9 protein-coding genes are annotated in these 12,311 nt (G+C 68.1%); 4 read left to right on the top strand and 5 right to left on the bottom strand.

Features of this window, described 5'->3' with window-relative positions; genetic code table 11:
* Positions 1-78 precede the first annotated feature (78 nt).
* The 5 genes from DMR_RS03195 to DMR_RS03175 are packed head-to-tail and all read right to left on the bottom strand — an operon-like array spanning position 79 to position 6,640.
* Positions 79-2,169, bottom strand: coding sequence for a secretin N-terminal domain-containing protein (locus tag DMR_RS03195; RefSeq protein ID WP_043601475.1), 2,091 nt, complete (start codon positions 2,167-2,169; stop codon positions 79-81).
* Positions 2,170-2,198: 29 nt separating this feature from the next.
* Positions 2,199-2,708: a hypothetical protein gene (locus DMR_RS03190; protein WP_012750239.1), complete on the bottom strand. Its 510-nt coding sequence runs from the start codon at positions 2,706-2,708 to the stop codon at positions 2,199-2,201.
* 28 nt (positions 2,709-2,736) lie between these two features.
* Positions 2,737-3,270: a hypothetical protein gene (locus DMR_RS03185; RefSeq protein WP_012750238.1), complete on the bottom strand. Its 534-nt coding sequence runs from the start codon at positions 3,268-3,270 to the stop codon at positions 2,737-2,739.
* Positions 3,267-6,416, bottom strand: a complete 3,150-nt coding sequence (locus tag DMR_RS22260; protein WP_012750237.1) for a hypothetical protein — start codon at positions 6,414-6,416, stop codon at positions 3,267-3,269. Before DMR_RS22260 ends, DMR_RS03185 begins: the two co-directional genes overlap by 4 nt.
* Before the next feature lie 38 nt (positions 6,417-6,454).
* Positions 6,455-6,640 carry a helix-turn-helix domain-containing protein gene (locus tag DMR_RS03175; protein WP_006921555.1) on the bottom strand — a complete coding sequence of 62 codons (186 nt, stop codon included), beginning with the start codon at positions 6,638-6,640 and terminating at the stop codon, positions 6,455-6,457.
* Between the two features lie 337 nt (positions 6,641-6,977).
* Between DMR_RS03175 and DMR_RS03165 the strand changes: the two genes are divergently transcribed.
* The 4 genes from DMR_RS03165 (at position 6,978) to acs (ending at position 12,264) form a co-directional block, all read left to right on the top strand.
* Positions 6,978-8,051, top strand: a complete 1,074-nt coding sequence (locus tag DMR_RS03165; RefSeq protein ID WP_012750236.1) for a type IV pilus twitching motility protein PilT — start codon at positions 6,978-6,980, stop codon at positions 8,049-8,051.
* A gap of 109 nt (positions 8,052-8,160) precedes the next feature.
* Entirely contained in the window at positions 8,161-9,306 is a 1,146-nt protein-coding gene (locus DMR_RS03160) for a type IV pilus twitching motility protein PilT (RefSeq protein ID WP_012750235.1), read from the top strand.
* Between the two features lie 127 nt (positions 9,307-9,433).
* The gene (locus tag DMR_RS03155; protein ID WP_012750234.1) at positions 9,434-10,327 is read left to right on the top strand and encodes a LytR/AlgR family response regulator transcription factor; all 894 of its coding nucleotides are present in this window, start codon (positions 9,434-9,436) and stop codon (positions 10,325-10,327) included.
* 32 nt (positions 10,328-10,359) lie between these two features.
* Positions 10,360-12,264, top strand: coding sequence for an acetate--CoA ligase (gene acs, locus DMR_RS03150; RefSeq protein ID WP_012750233.1), 1,905 nt, complete (start codon positions 10,360-10,362; stop codon positions 12,262-12,264).
* Positions 12,265-12,311 lie beyond the last annotated feature (47 nt).

The raw sequence follows: 12,311 nt of genomic DNA, 5'->3' as shown, positions 1-12,311 counted from the left end.
TCGTCTGCCGTCGCGGCCGCGACCGGCTTCTTGGCCGGGCCGGGGCATATTCCCGACGCGGCGTCTCCCTGTTGTCGCCTACTGGGTCAAAGACCCGATTTTATCCGTCTCGGCCGCGTCGGAAGGCCGGATCATGGCCACGGCCGGCGGCGGGGATATGGGCTTTTCCTTGAGGATGGTCGGCGTCACGAAGATGTAGATCTCTTCGCGTTTGATGCTCGACGCCTTGGTCTTAAACGCCCAGCCCAGGCCCGGAATGTCGCTGAGGTAGGGCACGCCGGCCTCGTTGTCGCCGACGGTGTCGCGGGTCAGCCCAGAGATGACGATGGTGTCGCCGTCCTCGACCACGAGGTTGGACTGGGTTTCGCGCTTGTAGATAAACGGGTTGCCCTGGACGGTGTTGGTGGTGTCCACTTGGTCGTCTTTCACCACGATCTTCATGCGTAGATTGGAGTTGTCCACCACGTGGGGCAGCATTTCGAGCTTGAGGGTGGCGTGGGCGAACTGGACGTTGGTGCCGTTTTGCGAGGTGGAGACGTAGGGCACGTCCATGCCGTTTTCCACGAAAGCGGAGTGGTTCTCCATGGTGGTGATGGTGGGGCTGGAGAGGATCTTCACCTTGTTGGACTCGGCCAGGGCGGTGAGCTGGGCTTCCAGCACGTTGCCGGCGATGTTGCCGAACAGGAAGTTGACGCCGGCCCCGGCCGCGCCCAGGCCCGAGGCGCTGGTCAAAGCGGAGGACAGCGCCGGGAAGTTGAGGCCAAAGCCCTGGCCCGAGGTGCCGCCGGCAAAGGCCGGCGAGGCTGTCGAGGCCAGGGTCGAGGAGCCCGAGGTGCTGTTGGACGAGGTACCGGTATTGGCGGCCAGCATGCTGGCGGCCAGGGCCGAGGCGGCGCTGGCCGCCAGGTTGGATACCGAACTGTCCGACGGGGACGAGGTGGAGGAGGTGGTGGTGGTGACCGTGCCGTCGGCGTTGACCGTGGTGGTGGTGGTGCTGTTGTTGGCGGTATTGGCAGCCAACGTGTTGTTCAGGGTGGTGCTGTTGTTGCCGCTAAGCGACGAATTGGTGGACGTGTTGCTGCCCACGGTGTTGCCGGAAGTGTTGCCGGTATTAAGCGTCGTGGTCGAGGTGCCGGTCTGGGCCGGAGAGATGCGCAGGTTGGAATTTTTGAGCAGCCCGCCCCACTGCACGCCGAGCTGGCGGCCGGTCTCGCGGTCGGTCTGGACGATAAACGCCTTGAGCTTGACCTGGGGACGGGGTTTGTCGAGTTCCTCAATAAGCGCCACCAGCCGTTCAGCGTCGTTGGGTGGCCCTTGGACGATGATGGAGTTGCTGTGCTGGTCGGGCACTACCGAGCAGTTGAGCTGACCGGGATTGCGCGCCCCGCTTTGCCCCTGGATGTTCATGGCGTCGCTGGTGGCGCTGGTGGGGGTGATGTCGCGCACGGTCTCGCCGGGCTTGGCCTGGTTGGCCTGGCCCTGGCCGCCGGCCAGTCCAGACTGGGCGGACCCGCCGCACATGGCCGACAGGGTGGCGTAGATCTTGGGCAGCTCGGCGAAGTTGATCTCCACCCGGGCCATGACGAAGGGCTCCAGCTCCTTGGCCTTGGTCTTTTCGGCCAGAAGTTTGTTGTGAGCTTCCTTGAGCTTGTTTTGCTGCTCCATGTCGGCCAGGGTCATGACGCGGATGATGTCGCCTTCCACGGCGTAGGCCAGGCCGTTGGCCGTAAGGATACTCGTGAAGGTCTCGTCCCAGGGGGCGTCGACCACGTTGACGTTGATACGCAGGGCCTTGTCGCCGCCGGCCGCGCCCGGGATGGACGAGGACAGCACCACGTTCTGGTTGGCCGCCCGGGCCATGGCCCGCACAACGGCCACCAGATCGGTGTCGTACATGCGCAGCGTCACCTTCTGCTTGGGCAGGGCCTTGACCGGCTTGGGCGCTTCCTTCTCGGGCTTGTCAGCCTTGATGGTCGCCTTGGAGAACTCCACCTTGCGCGGCCTGGCCACCGGGGAATAGCCCTCGGACTTGTTGGCCATGGTCTCCCAATGCTCGATGAAGGTATCTTTCTGGGGCTTTTTGACGCAGCCCACGGCCATGATCAGGATCATCCCCGCCGCCGTCGCCGCGAAGCCGCCCGGCCGTCTTTTGTTGCCCGTCACTTGCATGGTCTTCTCCCGTCCCGGCTTGCGCCGGTTCATCGCCCCAGGGCGTCCTGCCCGTCGTAGGGAATATCCAGACGTTGGCCGTTGGCCAGGCTTTCCAGCGTCACCTTGTCCGGGGACACGGCCAGCACCTTGTAGCCGCCGCCCTCCAGGGTGTCGCCGGCCTGGTATTCGTAGCCGTCGATGACGGCCAGCCGCCCCGAGCCCAACTCCACATAGCCCGTGAACCGGGGCACCACCGTCGGCCGGCCCGTCCCGCCCCGGGCTTCCAGGGGTTTGTCGTACAGGACGGCCACGCGCCACGGCTTGTCCAAGGCGGCCATCAGCGCCGTCTCGACGCCGCCAGGCGCAGCCTGGCGGACCAGGGCCTGGGCCGCTTCCCGGGCCTGGGCGGCGGCCTGGGTCTGGGCGGCGGCCTGGGCCTGCACTTGGCCCCCGGGCTGCGGCGCAACCGCCGGACCGGTGTCCAGCAACAGGTAGACCGCGGCAACCACGGCAACCACGCCGGTCACGGCCAATATGATCTTTTCCCGCCGGGTCATGCCCCGCTCTCCTTATGTCCGGGCCGGCCTAACGAACGGCCAGCCAGCACTTCAGGGTAAATTCGCGGCCTTCACGGCCATACATGGTCGCGGCCGACTCCACCTTGACCACGGGGCCGAAGCCGCCGAGGTCCAGCATGAACCGGCGGGCGGCCTCGGGCGTGCCAAGAAACGCCAGCCGCACGGCCAACAAACCCTCGCGGGTCACCGAGGCGGCGTCCGGGGAGACGGCCGACAGACGCAGGCCATGCGGTTTGGCCAGTGCATCGAAAATCGTGGTGAGCCGCTCCACATCGGCCAGCGGGAGCTTGTCCCGTCCGCCCACCGGCCCCACCTCGCGCACCTTGGCCTGGGTTTCGCCCAGGGCCTTGGCTACGGGTTCGAGCTGGCTGCGATCGTTGAGGGTTTCACGCATGGCGGCCGTGCGAACGGTCAACTGTTCGATCTCGCGGTATTCCGGCAGCAGGAAGACCGCCAGAAATCCCAGGGCCACGGCCGCGCCCACGGCCAGGGTGAGCAGGGTCCGAGGCGGCAGGGCGCCTCGCATTTCGGCCAGGGTCATGGTTTGCTCTCCGTGAGATTGGCCGCCAGCACAAACCGCAAGCCCGTGGCCCCGCCTTCCAGACCCTCCAGTTCGCTGCGCTTGACGGAAATTTCCTCCAACAGGGGCGAACCTTCCAGGGCGACCACGTAGCTGGCCAGCATGGAGTCGAACAACCGGGCGTCGCCAATGGCCACGCCCTCGATGATGAGCCTGGACACCGGGGCATTGGGGTCCTTACCGTCCTTGAGGTTCTTGGCGGCCTGGGCGGCGGCCTGGGCGGCGGCCTGGTCCAGGGGCTTGTCGGGCGGCCCGCACTCGGTGGTCATGGAGCCGATGCGCACGCCGTCTGGAGCCAGGGCCAGGGCTTCCTCCCATATCCCGACAATGCGGTTGCGGGAGGCGTAGCGCTGCATGGCCTCGATCTTGGTCCGCAGTTCCTCGGACTTGCGGGCCAGAGCAGCCGCGTCCAGGGAAGCGCCGTAGCCCGCCAGACGCTGGTTCAGGGCGTCGCGTTCCCTTTCCAGGGTTTGGCGCTTGGCCATGGCGGAAAACGACAACAAGGCCATGCCGGCCAGGACCGCCGCCAGTCCCACCAACGCCCCTTGTTCGAGCAGACGCGAAGCGCGTTTGGCGGCGCGCTCCTTGTAGGTGACGAAAGCGCTTGGCGTGTGGCCTTCGTCGGACAGAGCCAGTCCCAGGGCCTGGCTGAAAAGCGCACCCGGCAGCCGTCCGCCAATGGCCGTTCCCGCCGGCAGGGGGCGGCCGGCCAGGGGGTCCAGGGATTCGCAGGGCAATCCCACATGTTCCTGGATGAAATCCAAAAACAGCCGGCTGCCGCCCAGGGGGCCGGACACCGTCAGCCGGGTGACCTGATCCTGCCCCAGGGATTCGCGGTAGTGCTTCAGCGTCATTTCCACCTGCCGCACCAGGCGCGAGGCCACCGGGCGCAGCATGTCCATGACGTCGTCGAGTTCCAGCCCGTAGCCGGGGTGGCAGTCGTCCACGGACAGGCAGCCGTAAACCACGGAGTCAAGCAGTTCGCGGGCGTGGTCGGCTTCCAGCGGCCGGACGGTCTCGCCGGTTGACGGCTGCGGCGACGGGCCTTGCGGCTCCGGTTCGGGCGTAACCGGACTGGCCGGAGCGTCGAGGTCCAGGACGAGGCCAGCCTCGGCGGAGCCGGACAGGGCGTCGAGATCGAGTACCACTTCCTCGCGCGGCCCGGCGGCCCCGGGCGCTCCCGCCGGAGCCTTGGCCGGCTGGGCCGGGGCGGCCAGGCCCCGGGATTCCAGGGCGTCGTAGACAGCCTGTTCCATGCCCGACATGGAGGTCTTGATGACCCGCACGAACATGATGTCGCCGTTGCTGACAATCTCCAGGCGTGACCAGTTGCGGCCCACATGCAGGTTGGCCGTGGCCCCTTCGGTCGGGCCGTCCACGATGCGGCGGCGATAGAGATTCTGATGGGCGAAGGGTTCCAGGGTCAGACCGGCCAGGGGGAAGCCGGCCTGAGCGAAATCGTTTTGCAGGAGGCTTATGGCCTCGCGCGGCGTGGTATAGGCCATGGCCCCCAGCCGAACGGCCCCTTTTTCCGTGATCTCGCCCCGCCGTTCAAAATCGAAGATCACGTCGGCTTCGTCAAAGCCCATGTCCTTTTTGGCGGTCCAGTACACGGCGTTGTCCACCTGACGGGACGGCACTTTGGGAATGGTCAGGAACTGGATGTTGGACCGGGCGCTTTGGGCGGCCGCCCAGACCTTAGGCATCTGGCCGGGCAGGCACAGGCCGGACAGGGCGCGCCCCAGCAGGGCGGCGAATTCCGGCTGTCCCGGCTCCACGCCCTGGGGCACGGGCACGGCTTCCAGGCCCAAGACCTCGAAGTCGGCGTCCTGGCCGCGCACGGCCACGCACACGAGTTCCGTGGCCGAGATGTCCACGCCCACATGACAGATGCGCCCGCCAGGCAGCAGGGAGCGCCAGTTGAAGCCCCGTCGTTTTTTGGGGGTCCCCGCCGCCGTCTCCGAGACCATGCCGGCCGAAGCGGCCACGACCGCCAGATCGGCGGCGGCCACGGGAGCGGATTCGGCCATGGGGCCGGACGCATTGTCGGCGTCGTCCGCCTGGGGCGGCTCCTCAGCGTTGGCTGTGTCGCTCGGGGCTAAAGCGCCGGGCCCGTCGGCCGTCTCGGACGTCGCGGCCGTATCCGACGGGGCGGCGGCCACCGGGGCCGGAGTGAAAAACATGGTCGGCGCGGCGTCGAGGTCCAAAACGAGTTCCGGCAGGCCCCCGCCCGGGACAGCGGTCTCGGCTTGTGAGGTGGACCCAGCGGCCGGGGCCGGCGCGGCGTCGCGACCCAAAACAAGCTCGGGCTGGGCCTCGGCCGGGACGGATGGCGCATCTGGGATCTCGGCCAAGCCAAACGGGGCTGGTGCGGCGTCGAGATCCAACACGAGTTCGGGCAGGGCCTGGGCCAACCCCCCGGGCGCGACAGCGGCTTCGGTCGCGTCGGCCGGGGTCGCCTCGACAGCCAGATCAATGACGGGTTCCGGCAGGCCCTCGGCCAACACCCCGGGCGCGACAGCGGCTTCGGTCGCGTCAGCCGGGGTCGCCACATCGTCGAGATCCAAAACGAGTTCGGGCAGGGCCTCGGCCAACACCCCGGGCGCGCCAGCGGCTTCGGTCGCGTCGGCCGGGGTCGCCTCGACAGCCAGATCAATGACGGGTTCCGGCTGCAGTTCAGCCGGGCCGGCTGCCGGCATCGCCGGGTCAAATTCCGCCCCGTCGGCCGGCTTGGCCGGAGGAATTTCGCCGAACCCCGGCCAGCTCACGCCGCCCTGGTAAGAGGCGGTGGCAAGCCCCGCGCCGTACGGATCGTACACGAGTTGCGGATTGGCGTCGGCGGCGGCATCAAGCTGCGAATTCGTTGCCGGCGCTGTCGGCGCTGTCGGCGTCACAACCGCTTCTTCGACGACCGGGGTGGCGGCCAGGCCGGTCGGCGCGACAGGATCAGGCTGGGCCACCGCCGCCGTGGACGGGCCAATCGTCGGCCGACGCACCGCCTCCCCCGCGTTGGACGCAGCAGGAGCCGCCGTCCCGGCTGCTCCCGAGGACTTGCGGATGAGCTCCAGCAAACGCTGGCTCGGCGTAATTTTGTCTTCCTTGCCCACCGACTCTCTCCCGTCTTTGCCGCGTTCGCCGACCGACGCTAGCCCTGAAGCCGCGTCATGCGCACCACTTCGTCGTGACAAATGCGCCAACCCCGGCCCACCTTGGCCCCACGAAGCTCGTGGCCCTTGAGGAGCTTACGCACCGTCTGGTCGCTGCATTTGAGCAACCTGGCCACTTCCTGGACCGTGTAGGTTTCCTTCACTTCCATCTTGCGCTCGTGCATCCCGCATCGCTCCTTGTCGCTACTTAACGATAGATACGATGCCGTCCGGGCCAAAAAAAAACCGTCCGTCTTCCCAAGCGCTCCCAACCGGAAGCCTGCGGCGGTTCACTTTCTCACCCATGGGCCAGCCTCGTTTCATTTCGTTAAACTCCAGACGACCCTTCCCGCCGCCCGTTTTTCCCCCAACCGGGCCGCTGGCGGCGTTTCGCCCGGCCTTTGGGAGATCCCATGCCGGGCATTCTTCAAGACCCGTGCCCAAACCGAGGGCTGTCAAGGCAATTCCAAAGCTGCCCCCTTCCGTGGTAGGCTCGGCCATCCGTCCGTCCAAGGAGAGGCCATGGCCCAGCTCGACGCTTTTTTTAAGATGCTCAAGGATACCGGAGCTTCGGACCTGCACCTCTCCAGCGGCTGCCAGCCCATGCTGCGCCTCAATGGCCGGCTGGAACGCATCAAGTACAAGGTGCTGGAAAACGAGGAATTAAAGACCCTGCTCTACGAGATCGCGCCCCAGCGGCTGTTGGCCGTTTTCGAGGAAACCGGCGACCTGGACTTCGCCTACGCCGCCCCGGGGCTGGGCCGGCTTCGCTGCAACTACTTTCGCCAGGAACGCGGCGTGGCCGCCGCCTTCCGGGCCATCCCGGAAACCGTGCCGACACTGGCCGACCTCGGTCTGCCGGACATCCTGGGCGAGCTGGCCATGCGCCCCAAGGGACTGGTGCTGGTCACCGGCCCCACCGGCTCGGGCAAGTCCACGACCCTGGCCGCCATGATCCGCCACGCCCTCGAAGCCCGGCGCGACCACATCATCACCGTGGAAGACCCCATCGAATTCCTCCACGCCTCGGCCGGGTGCCTGATTAACCAGCGCGAGGTGGGCCGCGACACCCGCTCCTTTGCCGCCGCCCTGCGCGGGGCGCTGCGCGAAGACCCGGACATCATCCTGGTCGGCGAAATGCGCGACCTCGAAACCATCGAGCTGGCCCTGGAAGCGGCCGAGACCGGCCATCTGGTGCTGTCCACCCTGCACACCGTCTCGGCCGCCAAGACCATCGACCGGGTCATCGACGTCTTCCCCGGTGACCGGCAGGCGCAGATCCGCTCGGCCCTGTCGGAATCGCTGACCGCCGTCATCTCCCAAACGCTGCTGCGCCGGGCCGACGCCCCGGGCCGGGTCATGGCCATGGAGCTGCTTCTGGCCAACACCGCCGTGCGCAACCTCATCCGCGAAAACAAGATCTTCCAGATCAACTCCGTGCTGGAGACGGCCAAGGCCCAGGGGATGCGCACCCTGGACGACTCGCTCCTGGAACTCTTGGCCGCCGGACGCATCGAACCGGCCGACGCCCTGCGAAACGCCGTCAACAAGACCCGGTTCGAAGGCCTTGTCCCGGCCCCGGCCGCTTCGGCCTAGCGTTGCGCCAGGCCACAAAATGCGGCAGTGTTCCTCAGGAAAAATGACCGGTTGCGGCGCGCCCCGGCCCGGCGCGAAACCTTCTTAAGGACAGGAATCCAGGCAAACCGTGGAGCACGCCCTTCTCGACGCCCTCGTCGGCCAGGCCCTTGCCGCCGCGCCCCGGGCCTCGGACCTGCTCTTCCCCCCGGCCGGCCCGGCCGGGGCGCTGGTGGACGGCGCGTTTACCCCCCTGCCGGGCCTTGGCGCGCCGACCTCGCCGCCAACCACCGACGCCCTGGCCCGGGAGCTGCTCGGGCAGAACGCCCGTCTGGCTGCCGACCTCACGCGCCTTGGCAGTTGCGACGTGTCCTACCGCCATTCCTCGGGCTGGCGCTTTCGGGCCAACATCCACCGGGCCGGACAAGGCCTTGGGCTGGTCCTGCGACGCCTGCCGGCCGCGCCCGCGCCCCTGGCCGCCTTGACGCTGCCCCCGGCGGCGGCCCGGCTGACCGAACTGGCCGAGGGGCTGGTCCTGGTGGTCGGGGCCACGGGGTCGGGCAAATCCACCACCCTGGCCGCCCTGGCCGCCGCCATCCTGGCCGCCCGGCCCGTGCACGTCGTCACCCTGGAAGACCCCATCGAATGCCTGCTGCCGCCCGGACGCGGCATCGTCACCCAGCGCGAGCGCGGCACGGATTTCCCGGATTTCGCCGAAGGCCTGCGGGCCGCCCTACGCCAAGCGCCCCATGTCATCGTCCTGGGCGAGGCCCGGGACCGCGACACCCTGGACGCGGCGCTCACCGCCGCCGAAACCGGCCATCTGGTACTGGCCACGCTGCATACCGCCGACTGCGCCGGAGCCGTGGAGCGTGTGCTGGCCTGCTTCGGTCCGGCCGAGGAAAAGCTCGCCCGCAACCGGCTGGCCGGTTCCCTCAAGGCCGTGCTGGCCCAGCGCCTGCTGCCGCGCCTGGGCGGAGGCCGGGCCGTTTCGGCCGAACTGCTCGTCACCACCCTGCGCCTGCGCGAACGCATCGCCTCGGGCGAGGCGACAAGCCTTGGCGTCGCCGACATCATCGAACAGGGCGCGCCCTACGGCATGGTGGGCTTCGACGCCTCCACGGCCGCGCTTTTCGCCGCCGGCCTTATCACCGAGGAAACCGCCCTGGCCCGGGCCTCGGACCGGGCCGCCCTGGCCCGGGGCCTGGACGCGGTCAAGGCCGCCCGGGGACAGGCCGTCTCCACCATCACCGGCCTGCGCCTGGAGGGCGAGTGACCAGGCCGGGCGGCCCCCTGGCCGCCCTCGCCAGCGCCCGCCGCCCGCCCCGCCTCGGGAGCCGCACGCCGTACCGGCGTGCGGCAGTGCCCTTCTCCTTTTTCGCCAGCGACAAGGGCGCGTGACCATGGACCGCATCACAGCACTCCTCGTCCATCCCGATCCGGCCGTGCGCACGGCCCTTCGGACCGAGCTTTGCCGAGTCGACTTCATCCGGGTGCTGGGCGAGGCGGCCGACGCCTACGAGGCGTCCGAGCTGTTGCGCGCCATCCCCTACGGCCTGCTCTTTTGCGGCGTGGACCTTGGTGGGGAAATGGGCGGCTTCGAGCTGGCCGAGGCCCTGGCCGCCGCCAAGCGCCAGCCCGGGCTGGTTTTCATCGCCGCCGACGAAACGCGCGCCTTTCGCGCCTTTGAACTCGGCGCGGCCGACTATCTGCTGTGGCCGTTCACCCCCCAGCGTTTCGCCCAGACCCTGGACCGGCTGGCCCGGTTCCGCCCGGCCTTCCGCGAGGCCCCGCCGCCGGAATGGCGGGCCGCCGCCGCGCCGCGTCCGGGCCAGGACGACGACGGCGACGACGAGGCCGGCGGCGAGGAAACCGTGCGCCTGCCCCTGGAAGAGGACGAGGAGGACCGGTTCCTGTCGGCCCTGCGCCAGGCCTGGGACCCGCGCCACGAACGGGCCGTGGACATCGAAAAGCTGCCCATCACCCTGGACGGCCGCACCATCCTTTTGCCCTACACCCAGATCCTTTTTATCGAGGCCTACGAGGACTATTCCTTCGTCCATACCGCCAGCCAGAAGATGCTGACCTCGTATCGCCTCAAAAACCTTGAAGAACGCTTGCGGCCCCACCGCTTTTTCCGGGTCCACCGCAAATACCTCGTCAATCTCGACCAGGTGACCGAGATCGCCACCCTGCCCGGCGGCAACTTCATGCTGCGCACCGCCGGCAAAACCCGCATCGAGCTGCCCATCGGCCGCCGCCGCATCGGCGAGCTCAAGCAGATCCTCGGTCTGTGAGGGACGACATGCCCGCCAAACAAGGAACGCCGATGCCGCCGACGACCGGAACCCTGGACGCCCTGCTCGTGGAACAACGGGTGTTTCGCCCGGCCCCGGCCACGGTCATCGAAGCCAATATCAAACCCCACGACCTGGCCGAGGCCTACGCCCTGGCCGGCGCGGACCATCTGGCCTTCTGGGAAAAGGCGGCCCTGGAGCTGGAATGGCGGCGCAAGTGGGACGCCGTGCTGGACGATTCGCGTCCGCCCTTTTACCGCTGGTTTCCCGGGGCCCAGGGCAACATCGCCCACAACGCCCTGGATCGGCATGTCCATGCCTGGACGAAAAACAAGCTGGCGCTCATCTGGGAGGGCGAGGCCGGGGATTGCCGCAAATTCACCTATTTCGAGCTGTACCGCGAAGTGAACCGGCTGGCCGGGGCGCTGCGGGGCCTGGGCGTCGGGCGCGGCGACCGGGTGTGCCTGTACATGCCGCCCATCCCCGAAACGGTTATCGCCATGCTGGCCGCGGCCAAGATCGGCGCGCCCCACGTGTTCGTTTTCGCCGGCTATTCGGCCAAGGCCCTGCGCGAACGCGTAAACGACAGCCGGGCCAAGGTCGTCATTACGGCCGACGGCTTCTACCGGGGCGGCCGCATGATCGACCTCAAGGCCGTGGTGGACGAGGCCCTGCCGGGCGTGCGGCCCGAGGCGGCCGAGTCCGTGGTGGTGGTGCGCCGCACCGGCCACGACATCGACATGCAGGAGCCGCGCGACCTCTACTACCACGACCTCTTGCGCCAGGAATCGCCCGAGGCCCCCACCGAAGTCATGGAGGCCGACGAGCCGCTCTTTTGGCTCCACACCTCCGGCTCCACCGGCAAGCCCAAGGCGGTCATCCACGGCCACGCCGGCTACATGGTCGGCGCCCACCACACCTTCCGCACGGTCTTTGACGTCAAGCCGACCGACATCCATTTCTGCACCGCCGATCCCGGCTGGATCACCGGCCACACCTACGGCGTCTACGGCCCACTGCTCACCGGGGCCACGGTCATCCTCTATGAAGGCCATCCGCTCTATCCCCAGGCCGACCGGCTGCCGAGCATCATCGAGCGCTACGGGGCCACCATTTTTTACGCCACGCCGACGCTCATCCGCATGCTCATGCGCTACGGGCCGCAGTATCCCAAGAAGCGCGACCTCTCGACCCTGCGACTGCTCGGCAGCGTCGGCGAACCCCTTGGCCCCGAGGCCTGGATGTGGCTGTACAAGCATTTCGGCGGTTCCAAGTGTCCGCTGCTGGACACCTGGTGGCAGACCGAAACCGGCATGGCCATGATCGCGCCCATGCCGATCTCGGTGCTCAAGCCCGGGTCGGTGGGCAAGGCGCTGCCCGGCATCGAGGCCGAGGTGGTGGACGAGGCTGGCGCGCCCGTGGAGCCGGGCCAGGGCGGCTATCTGGTCATCAAAAAACCCTGGCCGGCCATGTGCCTGGGGCTGGAGGGCGATCCGGCCGGCTACCGCGCCGCCTACTGGGAGCGCATCCCTGGGATGTATTTCGCCGGGGACGTGGCCCGGCGCGACGAGGACGGCTATTTCTGGATTCAGGGCCGGGCCGACGAGGTGCTCAACATCGCCGGCCACCGGGTGGGCACGGCCGAGGTGGAAGCGGCGCTGACGGCCCACCGTTTCGTGGCCGAAGCGGCGGTCATCGGGCTGCCCGACAAGATCAAGGGCGAGGTGGCCAAGGCGTTTGTCGTGCCCGACCCGGGCTGGATCGCCGCGTTCCCCGACGCCGACGCCTTTGACGCCGAACTGCGGGCCCATGTGCGGCGCGAGCTGGGACCCATCGTCGTCATGCGGGCGGTGGAGTTGCGGGATACGTTGCCCAAGACGACCAGCGGGAAGATTTTAAGAAGGCAGTTGCGGAAGGAGGAGTTGAGGGAGGGGTAATCAAAGTTTTTTCGTACTATTTTCGAATACACCTTGAAGAACAGATC

The organism is Solidesulfovibrio magneticus RS-1 (genome assembly GCF_000010665.1).
GTDB lineage: Bacteria > Desulfobacterota > Desulfovibrionia > Desulfovibrionales > Desulfovibrionaceae > Solidesulfovibrio > Solidesulfovibrio magneticus.
This window is presented reverse-complemented; position numbering and strand designations above follow the sequence as displayed.